The following is a 24,491-nucleotide window of genomic DNA, read 5'->3' on the forward strand; positions in this document are numbered from 1 at the left end:
GGGGCAGGGATTCCATGAATAGAACAAAAGAAGAACGAGTACATGAAGTATTTGAAACCATACACCATAAATACGACCTGATGAACTCGGTAATAAGCTTTCGTCTTCATAAATCGTGGAGAAAAAAAACGATGGGGGCGCTGAATGTGAAACAAGGTGCTGTAGTACTGGATCTTTGCTGTGGTACAGCGGAATGGACGATGGATCTTGCAGAAGCAGCTGGAAGTTCCGGCAGTGTGACAGGAGTTGATTTCAGCGCCGGTATGCTTCAAACCGGGCAGGAAAAGATAGAGCAAAAAGGACTTTCCCAGGTTGAACTGCTTCAGGCGAATGTGATGGATCTGCCATTTCCCGATGAATCGTTCGATTATGTTACGATTGGTTTTGGACTGCGTAACGCTGCGGATTATCCAACGGTGCTGCGCGAAATGTACAGAGTCCTTAAAAAAGGAGGACAGGCGGTCTGTCTTGAGACATCGACTCCTGAAAACAGCTGTTTCAAGCGGCTGTATTCCATATATTTCAGCTATATGATGCCTTATCTCGGGAAACTTGTTGCCGGAAATTACGAGGAATATTCCTGGCTTCAGGAATCAACCGCCGCCTTTCCTGACAAGAATCTCCTTACGCTCATGTTTGCAGACGCGGGATTCCGTAAAGTGGATGTGACATCGTTTGCGATGGGAACCGCTGCCGCCCATTCGGCATGGAAAAGCGGCTGAAGTATTGGAAAGGAAGTACATAAATGAAAAAAATAAAAATCATACTTGAAATGATCAAATTTGAGCATACCGTATTCGCCCTTCCGTTTGCTTTTCTCGGGGCGGTACTTGGAAGTTTAATGGTGGAAGGGACATGGCCTTCCATTATGGAATGGGTATGGATCACCCTTGCCATGGTGGGGGCGAGAAGTGCTGCCATGACGATGAACCGTGTGATTGATGCCCGCATCGACAAACGGAACCCGCGCACAGCAGGGCGCGCGATCCCGGCCGGGTTGATTTCCATGACTCAAAGCATCCTGTTTACCGCCGCTTCCCTGCTCGTTTTATTGATCGCGGCCTTTCAGCTTAATATGTTGTCGGTTTATCTTCTTCCGGCTGCTGTATTCTTTTTAACATTTTATTCTTACACAAAGCGGTTCACCTGGCTTTGTCACGTCTTTCTCGGTGTGACGATAGCCATCGCCCCGCTCGGAGGATGGGTCGGTGCAACCGGGACTCTTCGTCCGGAAGCATTACTGCTTTTTCTTGCTGTAGCATTCTGGATTGCGGGCTTTGATGTTATTTACGCCACCCAGGATAAAGAGCATGATGACGAAGAAGGCATTTATTCGATTCCTTCCCGGTTCGGCGTTCCAAAAGCTTTGATGACAGCCAGACTTTTTCACTGCATTAGTTTTCTTGCGTTACTCACTCTGCATTTTCTTTCTCCGCTTTCCTGGGTCTATCTGGCAGGAGTTCTGATTGCCGGGCTTGTGATGACATATGAACACTCTATTGTGAAACCCAATGACCTGTCCAGAGTGGGAGTTGCCTTCTTTCCGATGAATGGCGTCATCAGCTTTGTTATGCTGTTTTTCACAATTGGGGACATGCTGTTATGACTGTAAAAACATTTACTGTAGCGATCACCGGTGCCAGTGGAGCGGTGTACGGCATCCGTGTCACAGAAGAACTGCTGAGGCAGGGACACTACATTCATTTTTTGGTAAGCGAGGCAGGATGGCAGGTTTTCCGCGAAGAACTGCTCCTTGATACGACGGATCGAGAGGAATGTGTGCGGCAGCTGTTTGCCGGATACGAAAATGATCAATGGATGATGCACGAACTGCAGGATTTCAAGGCTCCAATCGCAAGCGGTTCTCATCACACCGATGGAATGATCGTCTCCCCGTGCTCCATGGGAACATTGTCCAAAATTGCAAACGGCGTATCTGGAAATTTAATTGAGAGGGCGGCGGATGTGCAGCTCAAGGAGAAGCGTCCGCTCCTTCTTGTGCCAAGAGAGACGCCGCTGCACGGTATTCATCTTGAAAACCTGTCAAAAGCAGAGAGAAACGGAGCTCTGATTGTACCGGCCATGCCGGGTTTTTATCATCTTCCAGAGACAAAAGACGACCTGATTAATTTTGTAGCCGGCAAAATTCTGGACAGTCTTGGTGTGAATCACGCTTTATTTACGAGATGGGGGCAGAAAAAGTGAGCATTAGAATCGGTGAAATCTCCTATACCAATATTATTCCTGCTTTTCATTTTCTTGATAAAAGGGAACTGGAAAGCCGGGGATGCTTATTTTACCCAAAGGTACCTGCCGAGCTGAATGCGGGTATAAAAGAGGGGTCGATTGATGCAGCAGGTATTTCCTCCTTTGCCTACGGGGAGAATGCTGATGATCTGGAGCTGCTTCCGGACTTATCCGTTTCTTCCTATGGAAAAGTAGGTTCCATTCTCTTTTTTTCGAAAAAAGAGATTGATAAGCTTGAAGGAAGTTCGATTGCTTTAACCTCTTCGAGCGCGACCTCTGTCCACCTGCTGAAAATTATTCTCGCAGAATTTTATGGTTTAACACGTATTGATTATGAGACGATGTATCCTGATCCGGAATCAATGAAAATGGAACATGATGCCTTTTTATTAATAGGAGATGATGCGATCCGTGAATCATGGAAGCCGGATCAATCTTTATTCTGCTATGATCTGGGTGAGCTGTGGTACCAACATACCGGACTCCCGATGACGTATGCAGTGTTTGCTATCAGGAACGCGGCTGCCGAAAACGACCAGAACATGATAAAAACTCTTTTCAAAGCCTTTCATTACAGCAAAGCTCTTTCACTGCACAGCTGCTTTGAACAGATGGTGCAGGAGGTGCAGCAGGAACATGGCGGAAGCCTTTTATTCTGGGATGACTACTTCCGCGGGCTGCATTATGATTTTCGGGAAAAAGAAAAAGAAGGACTGCTTTATTATTTTGAACTTCTGTACAAATACGGTTTTTTGAAGAACCCCGTAAACCATATTCAGTTATGGGCAGCTGGAAACGAGGTGCAATACTTATTTTGAAGGTGAATATCATGAAGTTGGCCGATCTGTACATGTTTCTCAAACCGGATATAAAAAAAATAGAATCAGAACTTGAACGTGCTGTGGAAGCTGATCATCCGGTACTTCAGGAAGCGTCTTTGCACCTCCTTCATTCAGGAGGAAAGCGGATCCGGCCGGTATTTGTGCTGCTTAGCGCAAAATTTGGACAGTACGAGATTGACCGGGTTAAATATATTGCTGCAGCTCTTGAGTTGATTCATATGGCATCTCTCGTTCACGATGATGTCATCGATGATGCGGATCTGCGCCGGGGCAGTAAAACGATTAAGGCGAGATGGGACAACCGGGTGGCGATGTACACAGGGGATTACATTTTTGCAAAAGCGATTGAAAAAGCTTCGTTTTTTGAGAATGAAACGATTCACCGGGTGATTTCCAATGCGATGATGGAAATGTGTCTGGGAGAAATAGAGCAGATACGTGATCAATATAACTGGGATCAGAACTTCAAAACCTATCTGCGCCGCATCAAGCGTAAAACCGCGCTTTTGATAGCAGTAAGCTGTCAGCTGGGGGCCATCAGTGCAGGAGCGTCACGTGAAGATCAAAATCGTCTCTATTATTATGGATATAACGTTGGCATGTCCTATCAGATCATTGATGATATCCTTGATTTTACGGGGACGGAAAAAGAACTGGGTAAACCGGCCGGAGGCGATCTCCGTCAGGGAAACGTAACCCTCCCGGCTTTGTATGCGATGCATCATGACTCGTTCTGCCGGGAAGAAATCAACCATATTATCGGAACATCAGGGGATGATCCCGGAGATATTTCTCCGCTTCTGGATATGATCAACCACTCCGGCGGCATTGAATATTCCAAAACCCTCAGTAGACAGTATTTGGAGAAGGCATTTCGTTCCCTGGACGGTCTGGAGGATATTTCAGCCAAAAAATCCCTTCTGGATATTGCCTCTTATATCGGAAGCCGGAACAGCTGAAGACCTTATGTAATAGAAGTTGCTAACGCTTTCAGTGTTTGATATAATCAGACGGGTTCAGAAAACGATTACATAAGAAAGAGGGATGAAGATGGAACAGTCGTTTATTATGGTGAAACCGGACGGCGTACAGCGGAATCTTGTCGGGGACATCGTGCAGCGCTTTGAAAACAAGGGCTACACCCTGGCAGCAGCAAAGTTAATGACCATCCCGGGAGAAATGGCGGAAAAACATTATGATGAATTAAAGGACAAGCCGTTTTTTGACAGCCTGATATCGTTTATCACGTCCGGCCCCGTGTTTGCGATGGTCTGGGAAGGGGAGAACGTCATCGCCGAAGCCCGCAAAATGATGGGGACAACCAACCCCGCCGAAGCTGCTCCTGGTACCATCCGCGGTGATTACGCCGTACAGGTCGGAATGAACGTCATTCATGGATCTGATTCCCAGGAAAGCGCAGCACGTGAAATTGACCTGTTTTTTGACAAAAGCGAAATCCAGTCTTACGAGAAGAATGTTACAGATTGGGTATAAAAATTTACAGAGGAGCACCTTTTTATGTGAAAAGGTGTTCTTTTTTTTGTAAGAAAGACAGGAGCAGGCTCTTTTTTGCGGACTATTCACCTACTGTATGTCATGATACAATAACAGCATGATTCAGAAAGTGAAAGAGGGCACCTATATGAGTGAAAATGAAGAGAAAATCCGTACCGGAACAGAATCGGATTACGAGCGCTTTAAGAGGGATGTGAAAACAAAAACAGGGATTGATTTGTCGCTTTATAAAGAAGCGCAGATGAAGCGGCGTCTGACGTCGTTTTATGAGAAACGTGGATATCAAAGCTTCTATGATTTTTTTAACAGAGGCATCAGTAAAGATGAATCTGTGCTGGAAAAGTTCCTGGAGCGCATGACGATAAATGTATCTGAATTTTACCGTAATTCAAAACGCTGGGAGGTCCTGAGCGATGTTATTCTGCCCCGCCTTTTGAAACAGTCTTCGCACCTGAAAGTATGGTCGGCTGCCTGTTCAACAGGAGAAGAGCCTTATACGATGTCGATAATGCTGAAAGAAAGCAGTGCGGTGAAGGATTACAGCATTACAGCTACCGATATTGATGATGTCATCTTAAAACGGGCGGAAACAGGATTCTACACGGAAAGGGCGCTGAAAGAGCTTTCCAAGCCAGTGATTAACCGGTATTTTCATCAGGAGGAAACAGGCTGCCGCATCACAGATGATGTTAAACGTAACGTAACGTTCCAAAAGCATAATCTGCTTGCTGATACATATGAAACCGGCTTTGATATCATCATATGCCGCAATGTTCTGATATATTTCACCGACGAGGCGAAACGGGAGATTTACAGGAAATTTAACAGAGCGCTGAAACCAGGCGGCATTCTTTTTGTCGGAAGCACAGAGCAGATCTTCAACCCGGAACAGTTCGGATTTGCAACCGAAGATACATTTTTTTATAAGAAAACAAAAGACATTTAAAAGCATGAAACGTGTGTTTATTTCCCGACACAAGCGTCTGTAAATATGTTATCATTTAATGCATAAAAGCACGAAAGAGAGAATACGGAAGAAGGAGTGGAATGCGGACATGAGATACTTAACAGCTGGAGAATCGCACGGTCCCCAGTTAACAACGATTGTCGAAGGCGTGCCGGCGGGTATGGAGCTTTTGGAAGAAGATATAAACAAAGAACTCCGGCGCCGCCAGGGTGGTTACGGCCGCGGCCGGCGCATGCAGATTGAAAAGGACAAGGTACAGTTTATGAGCGGCGTTCGTCACGGACGTACGACGGGAGCCCCTATTACGATGGTAGTGGAAAACAAAGACTATCAGTCCTGGACAGGTATTATGGGAACGGCTCCTTTATCCGAGGAGGAAGAGCAGAACGTAAAACGCCGGATCAGCCGTCCGAGACCCGGACACGCTGACTTGAACGGCGCTGTTAAATACGGACACCGTGACCTCCGCAATGTACTTGAACGTTCCTCGGCCCGGGAGACGACATCCCGCGTATGCGCGGGAGCTCTTGCCAAAAAAGTCCTTCATACGCTCGGAATGGATGTTGGAGGACAGGTCCTTGAAATCGGGGGGATCGAAGCGGAAAATGTAGAATACGAAAACATGCTGGATCTCAAGGAACGGTCGGAAGCCTCCCCGGTGCGCTGTCTTGATCAGGAAGTGGAAGAAAAAATGAAACAGGCGATTGATGATGCGAAAGCAAACGGTGATTCCATCGGCGGTGTCGTGCAGACTGTAATCAGTGGAGTGCCGGTTGGAATGGGGAGCCACGTTCAATATGACAGAAAGCTCGATTCCAAAATAGCAGGAGCAGTCGTCAGCATTAACGCGTTTAAAGGCGTTGAGGTCGGCATCGGTTTTGATGCAGCAGGCATGCCGGGAAGCCAGGTGCATGACGAGATAGCCTGGGATGCCGGCACCGGTTATTACCGCAAAACGAATAACCTGGGTGGATTTGAAGGTGGAATGACCAATGGTATGCCGGTCATCATCCAAGGGGTCATGAAACCTATTCCGACATTGTATAAACCTCTGCAGAGCGTTGATATTGAGACGAAGGAACCTTTCAACGCAAGCATCGAACGTTCGGACAGCTGCGCCGTGCCGGCAGCCTCGGTTGTGATGGAGAACGTCATTTCATTTGAAGTAGCCGCTGCCGTTCTGGATATGTTCGGTTCCGACAGAGTGGACGCTGTAAAGCAGGCGGTAGAGCAGCATAAAGAATGGGCGAGGGATTTTTAGTGGAGCAGTTGATTATTGATACGTCAAGCAGGGAGTACCCGGTATATATAGGAGAAGGCCTGCTTCACCGAAGTGCAGACCTTCTGGCCTCTGTACTTGAAGGAAAGAGCCGGGCGCTGATCATCAGTGATTCCAATACAGCACCGCTTTATGCAGAAACAGTGCTTTCTTCACTGGAACCGCTGCTTCCGGTTCAACTTCACACGCTAGAGGCAGGAGAACACTCCAAATCGCTGGAAGGGTACGAGCAGGTAATGACAGCCTGTATCAATGCCCGCCTCGACCGGCATTCTGTCATTGTGGCTCTTGGCGGCGGAATGGTTGGTGATCTGGCAGGGTTTGCTGCTGCTACATATATGAGAGGAATATCCTTTGTGCAGATACCTACAACCCTGCTTGCCCAGGACAGCAGTGTGGGAGGAAAGACAGGCATTAACCATCCTCTCGGAAAAAATCTTATCGGAGCATTTCATCAGCCCGAAGCCGTGTTGTATGACACAGATACGCTTGCTTCTCTTCCTGACAAGGAATGGCGTTCCGGGTTTGCCGAGATGATTAAGCATGGCGTCATTAAAGACCCGGATCTCCTGGCCCGCCTCAGGATGGATGTTCAAAACACGGAGGATATGAAAAAAGGCTCCCTGAAACAGTTTCTGAAACAATCCATGACCGTTAAAGCAGATATAGTCAAAGAAGATGAACGCGAAGCAGGGGTGCGCGCATTTCTTAATTTCGGTCACACGCTCGGCCACGCTCTGGAAAAAGCATCGGGTTACAAAGACTTAACCCACGGGGAAGCTGTGGCAGCAGGAATGATTTTTGCGATGAAGGTAAGCAATTATCTTCAGTATTCAGAGTGGGATACCGCGGCGGAGACCGCGTGGTTTAAAACACTCGGGTACCCGGTGGAAGCACCGGCTGCTTTTGAACCGGCTGCACTCGTTGAAACGATGAAAAGTGATAAAAAAGCACGAGCCGGTGAATTGACGTTCGTACTGGCTGCCTCCCCGGGGAAACCATTTCTTGCAAATGTGGAGGAACGCGATATCCTTCATCTGCTGTCGGAAATGAAAAAGGGGGAATACTGAGATGATTAGAGGAGTACGCGGAGCGACGACGGTGAAGAAAAATACCGAAGAACAGATTGTAAGCAGCACAAAACGACTTTTGGAAAAAATGATCAAGGAAAACAATATTTCCTCTGAGAAGGTCTCCCACATATGGTTTACGGTAACGGAGGACCTCGATGCGGCGTTTCCGGCAAAAGCGACAAGATTAATTGATGGGTGGCAGTTTGTACCGGTCATGTGTGCCCGGGAAATTCCGGTTCCGGACAGTCTGCCGCTCTGTATACGGGTGATGATGACGGCAGAGACCGAAGCTGTGCAGCAGGAAGTCAATCATGTTTACTTAAATGACGCAGTCAGCCTTCGTCCGGATTTAGAGTTGACAAAACGAAAAGGCACCCGGTAAGATGAAAGTAGATTAGAATAGCCAGTACATGAGAAGAGTAGAGCAGAGAGTGATGAGAATAGCAGAGATGAGCGCAGCAGAGCATGGATTGGATACGTGTGCCTGAAACAGCGCTGTTTCAGGCTTTTTAAATGATTATACCCTTCCCCGTCTATATGCAGCGGCGGTTTCCGTGTGAGCCGCCTCACGCGCTTTACTCCTGCCCGCTCTCTTCTTCCAATACGTAAAGAGGTGAGCACATGTCCGAGACATCATTTTCAACATTTTGTAAACAGGCACAAAACTACAGTATGATTCCCTATGTCCGTACATTTTTTACCGATACTCTGACCCCGATAGAAGTGTTTCAGAAGTTTCAGGAAGAAGCGGTCTTTCTGCTGGAAAGTAAAGATGAAGCTTCCCCGTGGTCCAGGTATTCTTTTATTGGACTGCATCCTCAATTTACCATTACGGACCACGGTGGCAGCTATGCGTTTGCTGATGAAAAAGGAGCGCTCCTGAAGGAAAACACTTCGCTTTCGGTTCTCTTTGACGAAGCAATCCAGTATCTTGCGCCCGCTCCGCCGGAAGTTGATATTCCTTTTCTGGGCGGTGCTGTTGGTGTCATTCCGTATGACAGCATCGAAGATTTTGAACCCGATCTTCAAAGGGAAGAAGACGATCCCCGGGAAGATCATGTCACCCTGCAGTTTTGTGAAACGATTATAGCCATGGATCATGAAAACAGGGAACTGACATTTATCCATTACAACAAAGATACAGATGTTTCCCTGTCCGAAAGATATGACCATGCGGCTGCCGGGGTGAAGCAGCTTTTGGATGTTTTGACAACAGGGGGCCGGACGACCGGCTCTCTTCAGGATCCCCTTGGGAAAAAGGCCGAAGCTGATTTTTCAAAGGTATACTCGTACTACCCGAAAGAAAAATTCGAACAGGATGTCGAACGCATCAAAGAATATATAAATGCAGGCGACATTTTTCAGGCTGTTCTGTCCCAGCGCTTTGAGCGGACAGTATCCGTTGAAGCTTTTGATATCTACCGGGCACTCCGGATGATCAATCCTTCCCCGTACTTGTTTTATTTGAAGCTTGGGGAAAAAGAAGTGGTCGGCAGCTCACCGGAAAGACTTGTTCAGGTGCAGGACCGCCGTATTGAAATCCATCCTATCGCCGGAACAAGAAAGAGGGGGCGTTCCGTGGAAGAGGATGAAGAATTGACCCGCGAGCTCCTTCAGGACGAGAAGGAACGCGCCGAACATTACATGCTTGTTGATCTGGCCAGAAATGACGCGGGAAGAGTTGCAGAGTACGGATCGGTACAAACGCCGGTCCTGCTGGATATAGGGAAGTTTTCCCATGTTATGCACATCATTTCCAAAGTAACCGGGGAGCTCAAAAAAGAAATAACGCCTATTGAAGCGCTGCAGGCGTCTTTTCCCGCAGGAACCGTTTCAGGAGCGCCGAAATTCCGTGCGATGGAAATACTCAAAAGTCTGGAGCCGCACCGCCGCGGCATTTATTCGGGTGCAGTCTGTTATCTCGGGTATGACGGCAATATTGATTCCTGTATTTCCATCCGAACCATGGTTGTTGAAAACGGCAAAGCAAAGATACAGGCTGGTGCAGGCATTGTAGCGGATTCTGTGCCAGAAAAAGAGTACGAGGAAACACAGAATAAAGCAGCAGCTCTGCTTAGGGCGGTTGAAGCGGCAGAAGCGGTTTTTTCGGAAAAGGGGGACAATCATCATGTTTAAAGAGATATTAAAGACATGTATGGAAGGCAAAAGCCTATCGGAGAAACAGGCAGAAGAAGCAATGGACGAAATTATGGAAGGTCGGGCTACAGAAAGTCAGATCGCAAGCCTTTTAACGGTGCTTCGCTACCGCGGGGAAACAGTGGAGGAAATGACCGGCTTTGCAGCTTCTATGCGGAGTCATGTCATACCGATGAAGCATGAGGAAGAATACGTTATAGATACGTGCGGCACCGGAGGCGATATGAGCTCCACTTACAATATATCGACAGCATCCGCCATCGGCTTATCTTCGCTGGGTGTTCCTGTAGCCAAGCACGGAAATCGGTCGGTATCTTCAAAAAGCGGCAGTGCCGACGTTCTGGAAGCCCTCGGGATCCCTGTGCAGACGACCCCGGAAACAGCGGCAGAGTCATTGCGGCGGCACCATCTGGCATTTTTGTTTGCTCCTTTATACCATACATCGATGAAGCATGCCGTCACACCGAGAAAAGAAATCGGATTCCGAACTATTTTTAACCTCCTTGGACCACTCACGAACCCGGCCGGAGCGCGTGCCCAGGTCATCGGGGTGTTCGACAAAGACTACGGTAGAAAAATGGCAGAAGTATTAAACAGACTTGGTGCTGAGCGGGCGCTTTTTGTGACAGGCAGTGACGGAATGGATGAAATTACGACCGCCGGCATAACGTATGCAGCGGAACTGCGGGACGGTGAAGTGAAAGAATATACCGTTAGTCCTGAAGATTTCGGACTCCGCACGTCACCGGTTAAAGACGCACAAGTGCAGAATGTACAGGAAAGTGCTGCACTCATTCGATCTGTACTAAAAGGCGGAAAGTACGGGGCTTCCAGAGATATTCTGCTCATGAATATGGCAGCGGGTCTTTATACAGCAGGTCAGTGCCGTACGCTTGAAGAAGGGGCTGTGCTTGCTGCAGAAGTGATCGATAACGGCACGGTCATGCAGCACTTGAATAATCTGCAGCAGAGCGGGGTGGATGCAAATCATGCTTCATCGAATTCTTGATACCAAAAGAGATGAACTAAAGACACTGACGATGCCGGAGGAGGCACCGGTTACGAAATATTCCCTGACAAAAGCATTGAGGGCGGATCCAGATGCGGTGCAGGTCATTGCCGAGGTGAAAAAAGCATCGCCGTCAAAAGGTTTGATTCGTTCTCCGTTTGATCCCGCGGATATTGCCCGCCAGTATGAAAAAGGCGGCGCGGCAGCCCTTTCCGTATTAACCGATGAAACATATTTTCAGGGAAGCAGGGATTATTTAACAGAAGTGAAGCATAAAACCGGATTGCCCGTCCTCCGCAAAGATTTTATGATAGAGGAAGTACAGATTGAAGAAAGCAGACGAATGGGGGCGGATGCCGTACTGCTGATTGCAGCCGCCCTTGAGCCGAAAAAGCTTCATGATTTGTATCATGCGGCTGTGGAAAAGGGAATGGAAGTCCTAGTGGAATGCCATTCTCTGGAGGAGCTGGAGGCTGTGCTCGGGTTGTTTAAGCCGATGCTCATAGGTATTAACAACAGGGATTTGACAACATTTGAAACATCTCTTGACGTAACGAAGGAACTGAGCCCCCGGATTCCCCCGGAAAGCCTGCTGGTTAGTGAAAGCGGCATTTACACACCTGAAGATATGGCCTTTGTACAGAACACAGGGGCCCGGGCCGTTCTCGTAGGGGAGTCTCTGATGCGTCAGGACAATGTGGAAACCGCATTGAAAAAGCTGAGAGGAGTGATCTGAAATGACAGCACCGAAGCTGAAACTCTGCGGTCTGCACTCTCTGGAAGATGTTATCGCGGTCTCGGAATCAAGTGCTGATTTTGCCGGCTTTGTGATGGCAGAGAGCCGCCGGCGGGTCACTCCTGAATCCGTAAAAAAATGGCTCGACGCGTGCCCGCTCCCCGGGAAGAAAATTGCCGTGTTATTTGTCAACGAAAAAGCAGCCGAAATAGAACGGGTGGTGGAAATACTGGACCCGGATATTATTCAGTTTCACGGGGATGAACCCCTTCATCATCTTGAACATATCAAACAATCCACCGGAAAAGAAATCTGGAAGGCTGTGCCTCATGAAGAACAGACCCTGGAGAAAATGGAGCAGTACACCGGAACGGCCGACGGCTTCATTATAGATGCAAAAGTGAAGGGAGCGCGGGGCGGTACCGGACAGCGGTTTGACTGGTCTCACATCCCCCGTTATGTTTCATTTGGAAAAGACCGCGGCCTCCCTTTATTGATTGCAGGTGGAGTGACACCCAAAAACGCAGGCGAACTGCTTTCCTTTCAACCGTGGGGTGTCGACGTATCGAGCGGTATAGAAAAAGAAGGAAAAAAAGATAAATCCCTTGTGATGGAAATGGAAAAGAGGTTGAACAGCAATGAAAACCATGTATCCCGATGAAAAAGGAAGATATGGAAATTTCGGCGGTAAATTTGTGCCGGAGACGTTGATGTATGCCCTGGAGGAATTGGAGAAAGCGCTGGACGAGGCGATGGAAGATCCATCGTTTATGGATGAATACCACCAGACACTCCGTGAGTATGCAGGAAGACCGACAGCTCTGACGTACGCGGAACGAATCACACATTATCTCGGAGGTGCTTCGGTCTATCTGAAACGAGAAGATCTCCTGCACACCGGGGCGCATAAACTGAACAATGCCATCGGACAGGCTCTGCTTGCCAGGAGAATGGGAAAGAAAAAAATTGTTGCCGAAACAGGTGCCGGACAGCACGGTGTTGCAACGGCTACGGTATGTGCTGCCATGGGCCTTGAGTGCAAAGTGTTCATGGGGGAGGAAGACACACGCAGACAGGAGCTGAATGTCTTTCGGATGGAACTGCTTGGAGCGGAAGTCGTACCGGTGCACTCCGGAAGTAAAACATTAAAGGATGCCACCAATGACGCGATACGGTACTGGGTGGCAAACGTGGAAGATACATTTTATCTCATTGGTTCCGTTGTCGGCCCTCACCCCTATCCGAGAATGGTACGGGATTTTCAGAGAATTATAGGGGACGAAACAAGAGAACAGACAGTGCAGAAAACAGGCTCCCTTCCGGACGCTGTCTTCGCCTGTGTAGGCGGGGGCAGTAATGCGATCGGAATGTTCCACCCTTTTCTTGATGACGATGTAAAGCTTTACGGTGCTGAAGCGGCCGGAGAGGGCATGCACACCGATAAACATGCAGCCACGATTAACAAAGGAACAAAAGGTGTTATTCATGGTTCGCTCACGTATTTGATTCAGGATGAGAACGGTCAGATTATAGAACCATATTCCATTTCGGCAGGTCTTGATTATCCCGGTATAGGACCCGAGCATGCTCATTTAGCCGAATCAGGACGTGTGACCTATGAAGGTGTAACGGATAAAGAAGCACTGGATGCATTAACCCTTTTAACAAAAAAAGAAGGAATTCTTCCCGCCGTGGAATCAGCGCACGCCCTGCACCTTGCTTTTCAGCAGGCAGAGCAGATGTCAAAGGATCAATCCATCGTGATCTGTCTCTCGGGCCGAGGCGATAAAGACGTGCATTCCATTAAGGAATTCATGGAAAAGGAGACCCAATGATGGAGAAAACCAGAGTGCAAAAAGCAGCGGAACAGACAGAATACCCGCTCTTCATTCCTTTTATCATGGCAGGCGACCCTGATCCGGAAACGACCATTGATCTCGCTCTGAAGCTTGAGGAAGCCGGCGCACATATCCTTGAACTCGGTATTCCGTATTCCGATCCGCTCGCTGACGGGCCGCTTCTGCAGCGGTCCGCCTCCCGCGCCTTGCACAACGATATGAGTCTGCGGCGTGCTGTTGAGCTGATTCCGGTTATGCGGCAGAGGGGTCTGACCATTCCCGTAATCGCTTTTACTTATTACAATCCTGTACTGCAGATGGGGGAGCAGCACTTTTTTGATGAATTAAAAGAAAACGGCGGCGACGGTGTTTTAATACCTGATCTTCCTTACGAAGAAAGCAGAGAAATCCATAACATGGCCGCCGCACACGAACTTGTAAACATAACGCTTGTTGCGCCGACATCCGGAGACCGTATTGAAAAACTCGCCGGGGAAGCAGAAGGGTTTCTGTACTGCGTATCGAGTCTGGGCGTGACAGGGACGAGAGACAGTTTTCCTCCGGAAGCTTACTCCTTTATTGAAAAAGTGAAAAAGAACAGCAGTGTTCCGGTCGCAGCTGGGTTCGGAATATCCAATCCAGCCCAGGTTCAAAGCCTGGAGGGTGTATGTGACGGTGTTATTGTAGGAAGCGCAATTATGAAAAAAGTGGAGGAGAACCTGGAACATTTCAAGAATCCGGAAGAGAGATCAAGAGCACTTGATGCGGTAAAATCGTTTGTGTCCTCTCTCATTTCGTCGTAAGATAGAGAAAGAAGATTTTGTGAAATGATGAAAGGTGCAGATGACGATGAAGGTAAAAACACAAATTATCGGTATGGAGCCTTACAAACCAGGCAAACCGATGGAAGAGGTAAAGCAGGAACTTGGTCTTTCTGAAGTGCATAAACTGGCATCCAATGAAAACCCACATGGTCCTTCCCCGGCTGCGGCTGATGCTGCGGCCGACGCTGCCGGCCATCCGGAAATTTACCCGGACGGCTACGCGGCAGAGCTCCGCTCGGCAGTAGCTGTGCATCTGAATATAGATCCGTCGCAGCTTATTTTCGGTGCGGGATCCGATGAAGTTATTCTGATGTTGTGCCGTGCGCTTTTAACACCGGAAACAAACACAGTGATGGCAGCGCCCACATTTTCCCAATACAAACATAATGCTGTTGTGGAAGGGGCTGAAATAAGAGAAGTTCCTCTGAAAAACGGGTATCATGATCTTCCGGCGATGCTCGAACGGGTGGATGAACACACCCGGATCATTTGGGTGTGCAATCCTAATAATCCTACAGGTACGTATACAACGAAAGAGGAATTCGAATCTTTCATAGAGCAGGTGCCGTCGGATGTCCTCGTCGTTTCCGACGAAGCCTACATTGAATACGTTACAGCGCCTGACTATCCGGACACTCTTTCTTTATTGGAGGACTACCCGAATCTTATGGTACTCCGTACTTTTTCAAAAGCATACGGGCTGGCTTCGTTCCGGGTCGGGTACGGTGCAGGTTCAAAAGAACTCGTACAGGCACTTGACCCAATCCGGCCTCCATTTAATACGACAACGATCGCGCAGAAAGCAGCTGCAGCCGCTTTGCAAGATCAGGACTATGTAGAAAGCTGCCGGAGAGAGAACAGGGAAGCGCTGGATGAATTTGAACGTTTCTGCGAATCACACGGTCTGTCCTATCTTCCGTCCCAGACGAACTTTCTGCTGATGGATACCGGCATTCCAGGAAACACAATGTTTGATTCGCTGCTGAGAAAAGGGTTTATCGTTCGTTCCGGCGAGCCCCTCGGCTTCCCTGATTCCATACGGGTGACTGCGGGAACAAAAGAACAGAATCGATTATTCCTGAAGGCTTTGGAAGAAAGTTTGAACGAAAACAGCGCCTTGTCTGAACAGTAATGTTGAACGGCCGCTCTGCCAGTGCGCAGAGCGTCTGTTTTGTGTGCAGGGAATCAGACACACAGGTAAGAAGGAGGAACAAGCAGTGCCAAGGAACATTTGTGTAGTAGGGATGGGGCTGATAGGCGGTTCCATTGCCTTGTCCATTAAAAATGAACACGATGTACATATTACCGGAGTCGATATTGACGAAAATCAGCTGAGGCTTGCGCGTTCGCTGGGTGTCATTGATGAGGATACGACCGATATTTCCACGGCGGCAGCAGATGCAGAACTGATTATTCTTGCTGTACCTGTAACAAAAACGGAAGTAATGATAGAACAACTGCTCGGTATACCCCTGCGGCAGGGGGCCATTGTTACAGATGTTGGAAGCACGAAAAAAAGGATTGTGGAAAAAGCCGATATGCTGCATGAAAAAGGGGTTGAATTTGTCGGAGGCCACCCGATGGCAGGGTCGCATAAAAGCGGCGTCCAGGCTGCCAAGGCACATTTATTTGAAAATGCCTTTTATGTACTGACCCCGGTTCAGGGTACTTCTGCTTCTACTATTGTGCAGCTGCAGGATTGGCTCAAGGGAACCCGTGCTCAATTTCTGGAACTGACAGCGGATCAGCATGATGAGCTGGCCGGGCTGATCAGCCATTTTCCGCATATTATTGCAGCAGGTCTTGTGCAGCAGGTAAAAAATACTCATAAAGACGACTCTCTGGTAACAAGAATGGCAGCAGGAGGCTTCCGTGATATCACACGGATCGCTTCGGCCAGTCCGGTTATGTGGCGGGATATTCTACTTCATAATAAACAGGTGATGCTTGATCTTATGAACCAGTGGAAAGCCCAGATGGAATCCGTAGAGGCTATGCTTGAAGAAGAAGACAGTGACGGCATACTTGAATATTTCGGATCCGCCAAGTCGTTTCGGGATGGACTTCCCGCCAAAGAACAGGGAGTACTTCCTTCCCACTATGATCTTTTTGTGGATGTACCGGACCATCCCGGTGTCATATCCGACGTCACCGGCATGCTTGCTGAAAGCGGGATCAGCATTATCAATATCAGAATCATTGAAACGAGAGAGGATATTATGGGCGTCCTGCAGCTGACGTTCCGTTCCGATCAGGAAAGGCTTGAAGGAAAAAACCGGCTCGAACAAGCCTTTTATGAAACATATATTATGAACTAGAGAACCTGCAGAGAAGGAAGCGTACAGCTGACGTTTCCTTCCAGGTTTTTTGGAGATACTTGACAAAAAGGTGAAAAAAGTTATAATAGGGTAAGTGTATGGTTTCTCTCCACTCCTATCCATACTAAAAATGGAATAACTTTTTGTTAACCCGGTATGTAAGCGTTTACGTACCGGGTCTTTTTGTTATGCCGCCGTTTCTCCTTTCTGTATCTTCCCTTCTGTCCCTGGGTTGTCCTGCATATAATGCTTCACATAAGAGGAGGGGAAGCAGAATGAACTACTGGCTGATGTCGGCAGAGGAACCGGGATGCAAAAAAGTGTGTAATGTGAAGGTTCAGAACCAGTCGTTTACCGGACACTGGCCGAACCGCCGTGAAAGGGTGATGAGAATGGAGGCCGGGGAGTTTTTTATTACCCCGGCAGAAACAGCTTTGGGAGGAAGTGTATACTCCTTTTTTGGAAAAGAGGCGGATAAGAAATGGACGAACATGATCTGTAGAGGAATCACGACAGTTCTTCTCCTGATGCCGGTTAAATCACGACGTGAATTGGAAGAACACGGGAGAAACATTCAGCGTGAACTCGCCCCGCCGGTTGATTATATGCTCGTCCCATCCATTCCTTCGAACAGACTCACTTCTACATTTATTCAAGGAGTGATTCTAAACAAATACCCGCTCATTGAAGTTACATTTTCCTCGTATAATGACTGCAAAAACGTAGCCTGGGACTGGATCCGTCAGGCTGTCGGTCCTTCGACTCTCAGCTTTATGTTTCGTTTCCCTCCCCCTGAAACGTTAAAAGAGAACCGCCTGAAAACAGAATGGGAAAATGGTTTGGCTGCTGAATTCCCGGTTCTTCCACTGAAATCAGGGCCGGTACTGAATAAAAAAGAACTTCAGTTTTGCGGCCTGTACCCTAAAAAGGGCTCTGTCGTTAGAGGTGATGCGGATTATCTGTTATACTATAAATCAGAACAGGCGGGAAGAACCCGGAAAGAGGCATTGATTTCGGACAGAAATCCGGATATTGTCGTCATGAGAGGGCACGTCCTGAAAGCGGGGAGTGTCTGCACGTCGACCGCTCCATCCGGAAACTGCTGCGCTGGAATTTTCCCGGGGCGGCTGCGTTCTATTGATTACGCGTAACGAGCAAAGGGGTAGTGGATTGAAGTATAGTCTCGAACAAATCATGGAGTTTATTCAACAGGGTGACACCGAAAGAGGACTGGAACTTCTCAGTGAATTTGAAAAAGAAGCCGATCATCAACAGAAGTATGATCTTGTGCAGCTTTACAATGAACTGGGAAGACCGGATAAAGCAGAACCGCTCGTTCAGGAGCTTATTCAGAATTATCCTGATGAAGGAGAGCTGTTGACCACTGCGGCAGAGACAGCTATTGATATGGACAAGGAAGACGAAGCAATTGAATGGCTTCTGGAAGTGGGCAGGAAAGATGAAGCTTTTCTTCAGGCTCAAATGCTTCTGGCGGATTTATATCAGCTGCAGGGTCTGAATGAGGTCGCAGAATCAAAATTGAAGGCGGCGCTGCAGGAAGCGCCTGAGGAACCTATATTACTGGCGGGGCTTGGAGATTATTATCTGGATCAGGGTGATTTCTCAAAAAGTATACCATATCTGAAGCAGGCGGAGCGGCAGGGATTTGAATTTCCTGAAGGGAGCCTTGATCTGCGGCTCGCCGAAGCCTACAGCTCCACAGGTGCTTTTGAAGACGCATTGTCTTATTATGAAAGAGGTATCAAAGAAAAGCAGGAGCCGCAGGCACTGTTTGGCTACGGGTACACAGCCCTTCAGATAAGTGATTATCAGACCGCCACAAAACAGCTGGAAGAGCTGAAAGCGATGGATCCAGAGTTTGTGACGCTGTACCCTTATCTGGTACGGGCTTACGAAGGACTGGAAAATTTCGACCAGGCGTTACAGACAGCAGAAGACGGTCTTTCTGTTGATGAGTTTAATGATCAGTTGTTTCTTGAAGCAGGGAAACTGAATATGGCTCTTGATGATCAGGCTTCCGCTGAAAAAAGGCTGCGGGAAGCTCTGTCGCTCAACCCCGCGAACAGGGATGCAGCATTTGCAATGCTTGAATTGTGGCTTACACAGGAAGACTATGAGTCCATGATGGACCTGATTTCCTACCTGAAAGAAATCAAAGAAGATGATCCAAAGCTGGACTGGTACCTCGGCAAAGCGGAGTGGGAAACTGAAGACTTCGACAAAGCGGTGGAAACCTATCAGGGAATTCAACAGGAGTACACGGAGAATGAAACATTTCTCGAAGATTACGGGCGTCTGCTTCTGGAACTTGGATACAGAGAGGAAGCACTGCGTTATTTCCGCAGTGTGCTGTCACTGGATCCAGCCAACACACAGATTCAGGAATTGGTGACAGACCTTGAGGACAGCGGAATGTAGCAAGTCTCCGGTTCTCCCCGCCGTCTGCCCTTGTAAGGAGAGGACGGGGAGGCGGTCCTTCATGTTCCGGAACAGAAAGGAGAATAGTGATGAGATGGTCGACCGAAGACATTCCTTCGTTTGTGAAAGAAAGGCAGTACGTGGACACTGTGCTGCTTCCGCTTCTGCCGGTCGAATTTGGTGACGGCATACGTCAGAGCGCAGCAATGACCGAATTCATAACCGTCATGACAGCGGAACTGGAAAAACAGTTCAGAGGCCGCATTCTGCTGGCTCCGTCTTATACATATCTGGCAGCGGAGGAAGAAAGCAGACCGCCGGCAGAAGAACTGAACAAATGGATAGAATCCATGAAAAAGGAAAAACTAAAACATATTATTCTGCTGACAGCTGATTCGTCCTGGAAGAAATCAGAACATGAACTGGATGCCTTTTTGATATGGATGCCGCTTGTTCCACTTGAAAATCTGGATGCTTCCTATAAGAAGCAGGTTATATCAGAACAGATCAAACAACTTCTTCCTGTCGTTATGGATAAATGGAAAGAAGAAGGGAACAACTGAAATTCCTGCATAATTGGTTCTACAAAAGATTGACAGGCTGTTGTCCGCTGGGCTATCATGAGTATGTCCTAGTTTTGTAACGTGTGTGTAAACAATATCCGGGAGGACGGATATACAATAGGGGGGGATACTGGTGAGTGATGAGCAGAATCACAATGTTTCAAGAAGGCAGTTTTTAACCTATACTCTTACCGGTGTGGGCGGCTTCATGGCTGCAGGCATCATACTGCCGATGGCACGGTTTGCCATTGATCCTGTTCTACAGGCTGAGTCTCAAGGGGACATGAAAGCGGTAACCGATGTGTCAGAGTTGACAGATACTCCGCAGCGGTTTGATTTTTCCTACGATCAGGAAGATGCCTGGGTAACATCAGAAGTGACAGAAACCGCGTTTATTTACCAAAGCGGAGAGGAAATTGTGGCACTTTCCAATACCTGTACGCATTTGGGGTGTAAAGTAAGCTGGGGGTCAAGTTCCGACCATCCCAATCAATTCTACTGCCCCTGCCACGGAGGACGTTATGAGAAAGATGGTACCAACATCGAAGGGACTCCGCCGACAGAACCCCTTCACAGATACGAAGTGGAAGTACGTGAAGGAACGGTCTATGTTGGTAAGGCAGAACCACAAGTTTAGGAGGGGCATCATTTATGTTGCAGCGAGTATATGATTGGGTGGATGAACGCCTGGATATTACTCCGATGTGGCGGGATATTGCTGACCATGAAGTGCCTGAACACGTCAATCCGGCACACCATTTCTCAGCCTTTGTCTACTGCTTCGGCGGTTTGACATTTTTTATCACTGTCATTCAGATTTTGTCCGGCATGTTTTTAACCATGTATTATGTTCCTGATATTGTCAACGCTCACGAATCTGTGAAGTACCTTCAGGGGGACGTGGCATTCGGCACGATTGTAAGGGGAATGCACCACTGGGGGGCGAGCCTTGTAATCGTCATGATATTCCTACATACACTGCGTGTGTTTTTTACAGGAGCGTATAAAAAACCGAGAGAACTGAACTGGGTAGTTGGTGTTCTCATATTTTTTGTTATGCTTGGACTTGGTTTTACGGGATATCTGCTTCCGTGGGATATGAAAGCCTACTTCGCAACTGTTGTAGGACTGCAGATTGCAGAAAGCGTTCCTTTAGTAGGAACATTGACAAAGACACTGCTTGCCGGAGATCCGGAAATCATCGGGGCGCAGACCTTGACCCGGTTTTTCGCGATTCACGTGTTTTTCCTTCCGGGGGCACTGCTGGGTCTGATGGCGGCACACTTCATTATGATCCGGAAACAGGGAATATCCGGACCGTTATAAAAGTCCGCAGCAGAACTTATATGTTTGAGAATCGAAGGAGGGAAACCGATGCATCGTGGAAAGGGCATGAAATTTGTCGGGGATTCACGTATACCGGCCGGGCGCAAGCCGAATATTCCAAAAGACTATTCGGAGTTTCCCGGAAAGACAGAGGCATTCTGGCCGAACTTTCTTTTGAAAGAATGGCTGGTTGGAGCAGTATTTCTGATCGGTTATCTTTGTCTTACGGTAGCACACCCTTCCCCGCTTGAAAGGGTTGCCGACCCGACTGATTCCGGTTATATCCCGCTGCCGGACTGGTACTTTCTGTTTTTATATCAGTTGTTAAAGTATGAATACGCAGCCGGTGACTTTACCGTAATCGGGGCTGTCGTTATTCCGGGTCTTGCATTCGGCGCTCTTTTGCTTGCACCGTGGCTGGACACAGGACCGGAGCGGAAAGCTTCAAGAAGACCGATTGCTTCAGGATTAATGATTCTCGGCACGCTGGCGACTGTATTCCTTACATGGGAATCAGTGGAACACCATGACTGGGAAGCAGCAGCCGATCAGGGTGAAATGCTTGATCAAGAAGAACAGCAGGCGATGTCGCAGGTGGATACGGAAGCGGCGGGGTATCAGATATACTCCGATCAGGGCTGTATCAGCTGTCACGGAGACCAGCTGCAGGGATCGGGATCAGCCGGTCCGTCCCTTTATAACACACAGTATGATGCGGCTACTGTGCAGGACATCGCTGTGAATGGTATCGGTGAAATGCCGGCCGGTCAGTTTGAGGGAAGTGATGAAGATCTTCAGACGCTTGCTGAATACATTTCATCCGGCGGAAATCCCGGCAGCGGCGGCAGTGAATCCGGGGAATCTCCTCAGGAAGGATCCGGTGGTGAATCATCCGGGGAAGAGTCTTCAGGAGAAGGATCACAAGGTGAAAACAGCGGAGGCGGATAATTTATTCGCTGTTTACGGCTGCCCCATCTGTCGGGGCAGCCTTTTTTACGAGAGATAAATAATGGTGGTGTTTAAAAATGGGGATAATACCACGACTTCTGGGCATGCCGCAGGTACTTGCGGTTCTATTAATCGTGAACCTGCTGGGAACCATCTATGGATACTGGTGGTATAAGGTGCAGCTGGTAGAAACTCCTCCGGTTTTTCTGATTTTTGTTCCGGATAGTCCGACGGCCAGCCTTTTTTTCTGCGGTGTTCTTGTTTTTTTTCTTTTTAAAAAAAACAATGGACTTCTTGAAGCCCTGGCCGCTGTCACCCTGCTGAAATACGGAACATGGGCGGCAGTTATGAATATTGCAGCCGGAGCAGCAGGCGGGGATCTGATCTGGTCGCATTACATGTTAATCGTCTCCCACGGAGCCATGGCGCTGCAGGCTCTCTTGTTTATGCCTTATTACCGGATAAAGGTCTGGCATTTGGCAGCTGCGGCAGTCTGGACGGTACATAATGATATCATTGATTACGTGTACGGCATGTACCCGTGGGTTTCTTCTGTATTAACCGATGATATTATGCATATAGGGTATTTCACTTTCTGGCTGAGCTTAATTTCCGTAAGTGTTGTATATGTGTTCAGCGTAAAGCGCCGTCAGTATTTAAACCTATAGAAAACGGCTGAATACTCATAAGGACCCGTATTTTGATATAAAAAGTCAAAAGAGCCCCCTCCGGTCTACTCTTGTCCATCTCTTCATACAATGGACCATGAGAAGGAGGGGGTTTTTGTGACGTCCAACATACCAGGGAGGCAGGCGGTATGGATTGTCAGCGCCGCGGCTGTTATCCTCATGTTTTTTCATACACACCACCTGCAGGCAGAAACAGATGCCGCGCTCCCGCTCGAAAAGGTGGATGATAAAGCAGCCGTCATGTATGACCTGGCTGAAAATGGCGATTTTGAAGAGGCAAAAGCTGTACATTCCTGGATTGCCGGCCGTCTTCCTGAGGTATCATTTGATGACTATGATATGAATACTGCCCAGCTTACTGCACTGCTTCGGTCTTTTGACAGCGCCGGGGAGGCACTTGTGGACGCAGATATGAAAGAAGCAAAACGTGTCCAGTTCATTCTGGCATTCCGTCTTTCGGTGGATGCAGCAGTGACGACATCCAATCCGATATGGAAAGAATATGCCCGTACTCTTTCAGAACGACTGGAACCGTTGAAAGAAAATCTGAAGCAGGGAAATACCCAGGATGCCGAGCAATTATTTCATGAGTGGCAGGCCGGATTTGAAATCATTCGTTCTGCGATGTATACATCGGAAAAGGAACAAGATTACATGCCGCTTGTGTCCTATATCCGATACCTGGACAGTCTGAACTGGGAAGACAATGAGGAGATTCCTCGTATAGAAACGCTCCAGCGGTTTATGACGGATGTCATAGAGAAACATAAGAATGATGGAGCGGATCCTTCCCTGTGGGCGGTCATTTTCTCGATAGGGAGTATCCTTTTCGCTTCGCTGACGTATACCGGATGGAAAAAATATAAAGGGGAAAAACAGCATGACCGTATGCGGGATAAATAAGGCGTCACAGAACCGTCAAAGCTGCGGAATTGGTTTTATTGACTTTCTTTGACGTTTTAAATAAAATAAGGATAGTAACTAATTGTGGAGGGATTGCAATGAGTATTATATCAATGCTCGTATACCTTGTCATCATCATGGCGATTCCGCTCATGGCTCAGGCTAAAGTGAAAAGAGCGTTTAAAAAATATTCAAAAATATCCAACTCCTCCGGAATGACCGGAGCGGAAGTGGCCCGGAAGATCCTGCACGAAAATGGTATTTTCGACGTCGGAGTGGAGCCCGTGAAAGGACAGCTCTCCGACCATTATGATCCGAGAAAGAAGACGGTCCGGTTGTCTGAAGATAATTATTACGGGACGAGCGTTGCCGGTCAGGCTGTCGCTTCCCACGAAGTCGGGCATGCCATTCAGGATGCACAGGACTACGCTTTCCTGAAGTTTCGAAGCGCTCTTGCCCCTGCAGCCAGCACCGGCTCAAACTTGTCGTTCATTTTCATTATTGCCGGTGTTCTGCTGTCGATTTCCAATTTATTGCTTGTTGGTATCGTGTTCATGTCGGCGGCGGTGTTGTTCCAGCTCATCACCCTGCCGGTGGAGTTTAATGCAAGCAGCAGGGCGATGGATCAGATAGTGTCGACCGGTATCATCCGGAGTAACGAGGAAAAAGAGACGAAAAAGGTCCTCAACGCCGCGGCATTGACCTATGTTGCTGCAGCGCTGGTAGCGCTCCTGGAACTCGGTCGTTTTATCGCCATGTATTTCTTCATGGACGAGTGACCCGGAAAAAAGGATATTGCTTAAGGGAATGCCTGGAGA

27 protein-coding genes are annotated in these 24,491 nt (G+C 48.1%); all 27 read left to right on the forward strand.

The features are described from left to right. Positions 1–14: 14 nt before the first annotated feature. The 27 genes from ACFSUB_RS03080 (at position 15) to ACFSUB_RS03210 (ending at position 24,452) form a co-directional block, all read left to right on the forward strand. Positions 15–722 (forward strand): demethylmenaquinone methyltransferase, encoded by a 708-nt coding sequence (locus ACFSUB_RS03080; RefSeq protein WP_380711711.1) that lies wholly within the window; start codon positions 15–17, stop codon positions 720–722. Between the two features lie 23 nt (positions 723–745). After that, positions 746–1,606, forward strand: a complete 861-nt coding sequence (locus ACFSUB_RS03085) for a UbiA-like polyprenyltransferase (RefSeq protein ID WP_380711712.1) — start codon at positions 746–748, stop codon at positions 1,604–1,606. Further along, on the forward strand, positions 1,603–2,205 hold the full coding sequence (locus ACFSUB_RS03090) for a UbiX family flavin prenyltransferase (protein WP_380711713.1): 603 nt from the start codon (positions 1,603–1,605) through the stop codon (positions 2,203–2,205). The genes ACFSUB_RS03085 and ACFSUB_RS03090 overlap by 4 nt, the downstream gene beginning before the upstream one ends. Beyond that, positions 2,202–3,065, forward strand: coding sequence for a menaquinone biosynthesis protein (locus tag ACFSUB_RS03095; protein WP_380711714.1), 864 nt, complete (start codon positions 2,202–2,204; stop codon positions 3,063–3,065). The genes ACFSUB_RS03090 and ACFSUB_RS03095 overlap by 4 nt, the downstream gene beginning before the upstream one ends. A gap of 11 nt (positions 3,066–3,076) precedes the next feature. Beyond that, positions 3,077–4,048 (forward strand): heptaprenyl diphosphate synthase component II, encoded by a 972-nt coding sequence (hepT, locus tag ACFSUB_RS03100; RefSeq protein ID WP_380711715.1) that lies wholly within the window; start codon positions 3,077–3,079, stop codon positions 4,046–4,048. 91 nt (positions 4,049–4,139) lie between these two features. Beyond that, positions 4,140–4,583 (forward strand): nucleoside-diphosphate kinase, encoded by a 444-nt coding sequence (ndk, locus tag ACFSUB_RS03105; protein WP_380711716.1) that lies wholly within the window; start codon positions 4,140–4,142, stop codon positions 4,581–4,583. Between the two features lie 148 nt (positions 4,584–4,731). Continuing rightward, positions 4,732–5,550 (forward strand): CheR family methyltransferase, encoded by an 819-nt coding sequence (locus ACFSUB_RS03110; RefSeq protein WP_380711717.1) that lies wholly within the window; start codon positions 4,732–4,734, stop codon positions 5,548–5,550. A 109-nt stretch (positions 5,551–5,659) separates the two neighbouring features. After that, on the forward strand, positions 5,660–6,832 hold the full coding sequence (gene aroC, locus ACFSUB_RS03115) for a chorismate synthase (RefSeq protein ID WP_380711718.1): 1,173 nt from the start codon (positions 5,660–5,662) through the stop codon (positions 6,830–6,832). Continuing rightward, positions 6,814–7,920, forward strand: a complete 1,107-nt coding sequence (gene aroB, locus ACFSUB_RS03120) for a 3-dehydroquinate synthase (protein WP_380711719.1) — start codon at positions 6,814–6,816, stop codon at positions 7,918–7,920. Before aroC ends, aroB begins: the two co-directional genes overlap by 19 nt. 1 nt (position 7,921) lies before the next feature. Further along, the gene (gene aroH / locus ACFSUB_RS03125; protein WP_380711720.1) at positions 7,922–8,305 is read left to right on the forward strand and encodes a chorismate mutase; all 384 of its coding nucleotides are present in this window, start codon (positions 7,922–7,924) and stop codon (positions 8,303–8,305) included. 239 nt (positions 8,306–8,544) lie between these two features. Further along, a complete protein-coding gene (gene trpE / locus ACFSUB_RS03130) occupies positions 8,545–10,059 on the forward strand; it encodes an anthranilate synthase component I (RefSeq protein ID WP_380711721.1) in 1,515 nt (504 codons plus the stop codon). Further along, positions 10,052–11,089: an anthranilate phosphoribosyltransferase gene (gene trpD / locus ACFSUB_RS03135; RefSeq protein ID WP_380711722.1), complete on the forward strand. Its 1,038-nt coding sequence runs from the start codon at positions 10,052–10,054 to the stop codon at positions 11,087–11,089. Before trpE ends, trpD begins: the two co-directional genes overlap by 8 nt. Continuing rightward, the gene (gene trpC, locus ACFSUB_RS03140) at positions 11,070–11,825 is read left to right on the forward strand and encodes an indole-3-glycerol phosphate synthase TrpC (protein WP_380711723.1); all 756 of its coding nucleotides are present in this window, start codon (positions 11,070–11,072) and stop codon (positions 11,823–11,825) included. The genes trpD and trpC overlap by 20 nt, the downstream gene beginning before the upstream one ends. 1 nt (position 11,826) lies before the next feature. Then, the gene (locus ACFSUB_RS03145; protein WP_380711724.1) at positions 11,827–12,486 is read left to right on the forward strand and encodes a phosphoribosylanthranilate isomerase; all 660 of its coding nucleotides are present in this window, start codon (positions 11,827–11,829) and stop codon (positions 12,484–12,486) included. Next, positions 12,464–13,660, forward strand: coding sequence for a tryptophan synthase subunit beta (trpB, locus tag ACFSUB_RS03150; protein WP_380711725.1), 1,197 nt, complete (start codon positions 12,464–12,466; stop codon positions 13,658–13,660). The genes ACFSUB_RS03145 and trpB overlap by 23 nt, the downstream gene beginning before the upstream one ends. Next, a complete protein-coding gene (gene trpA, locus ACFSUB_RS03155) occupies positions 13,660–14,466 on the forward strand; it encodes a tryptophan synthase subunit alpha (protein WP_380713167.1) in 807 nt (268 codons plus the stop codon). Before trpB ends, trpA begins: the two co-directional genes overlap by 1 nt. Positions 14,467–14,512: 46 nt before the next feature. Further along, positions 14,513–15,619 (forward strand): histidinol-phosphate transaminase, encoded by a 1,107-nt coding sequence (gene hisC, locus ACFSUB_RS03160; protein WP_380711726.1) that lies wholly within the window; start codon positions 14,513–14,515, stop codon positions 15,617–15,619. A gap of 85 nt (positions 15,620–15,704) precedes the next feature. After that, positions 15,705–16,805, forward strand: a complete 1,101-nt coding sequence (locus tag ACFSUB_RS03165) for a prephenate dehydrogenase (RefSeq protein WP_380711727.1) — start codon at positions 15,705–15,707, stop codon at positions 16,803–16,805. A gap of 275 nt (positions 16,806–17,080) precedes the next feature. After that, positions 17,081–17,956 (forward strand): hypothetical protein, encoded by an 876-nt coding sequence (locus tag ACFSUB_RS03170; RefSeq protein WP_380711728.1) that lies wholly within the window; start codon positions 17,081–17,083, stop codon positions 17,954–17,956. A gap of 19 nt (positions 17,957–17,975) precedes the next feature. Then, positions 17,976–19,244, forward strand: coding sequence for a tetratricopeptide repeat protein (locus tag ACFSUB_RS03175; RefSeq protein WP_380711729.1), 1,269 nt, complete (start codon positions 17,976–17,978; stop codon positions 19,242–19,244). Positions 19,245–19,333: 89 nt separating this feature from the next. Continuing rightward, positions 19,334–19,807, forward strand: coding sequence for a YpiF family protein (locus tag ACFSUB_RS03180; protein WP_380711730.1), 474 nt, complete (start codon positions 19,334–19,336; stop codon positions 19,805–19,807). A gap of 130 nt (positions 19,808–19,937) precedes the next feature. Further along, positions 19,938–20,444 carry a ubiquinol-cytochrome c reductase iron-sulfur subunit gene (locus tag ACFSUB_RS03185; protein WP_380713168.1) on the forward strand — a complete coding sequence of 169 codons (507 nt, stop codon included), beginning with the start codon at positions 19,938–19,940 and terminating at the stop codon, positions 20,442–20,444. A 14-nt stretch (positions 20,445–20,458) separates the two neighbouring features. Next, positions 20,459–21,133, forward strand: coding sequence for a menaquinol-cytochrome c reductase cytochrome b subunit (qcrB, locus tag ACFSUB_RS03190; protein ID WP_090926780.1), 675 nt, complete (start codon positions 20,459–20,461; stop codon positions 21,131–21,133). Between the two features lie 48 nt (positions 21,134–21,181). Next, positions 21,182–22,081: a menaquinol-cytochrome c reductase cytochrome b/c subunit gene (locus tag ACFSUB_RS03195; protein WP_380711731.1), complete on the forward strand. Its 900-nt coding sequence runs from the start codon at positions 21,182–21,184 to the stop codon at positions 22,079–22,081. A 77-nt stretch (positions 22,082–22,158) separates the two neighbouring features. Then, entirely contained in the window at positions 22,159–22,749 is a 591-nt protein-coding gene (locus tag ACFSUB_RS03200; RefSeq protein ID WP_380711732.1) for a DUF1405 domain-containing protein, read from the forward strand. A gap of 117 nt (positions 22,750–22,866) precedes the next feature. Beyond that, complete coding sequence (locus tag ACFSUB_RS03205; RefSeq protein ID WP_380711733.1) at positions 22,867–23,673, forward strand: sporulation protein YpjB; 807 nt, start codon at positions 22,867–22,869, stop codon at positions 23,671–23,673. A gap of 98 nt (positions 23,674–23,771) precedes the next feature. Then, positions 23,772–24,452, forward strand: coding sequence for a zinc metallopeptidase (locus tag ACFSUB_RS03210; protein WP_380711734.1), 681 nt, complete (start codon positions 23,772–23,774; stop codon positions 24,450–24,452). Positions 24,453–24,491: the final 39 nt, after the last annotated feature.

It is taken from the genome of Salibacterium lacus (genome assembly GCF_042684865.1).
GTDB lineage: Bacteria > Bacillota > Bacilli > Bacillales > Marinococcaceae > Salibacterium > Salibacterium lacus.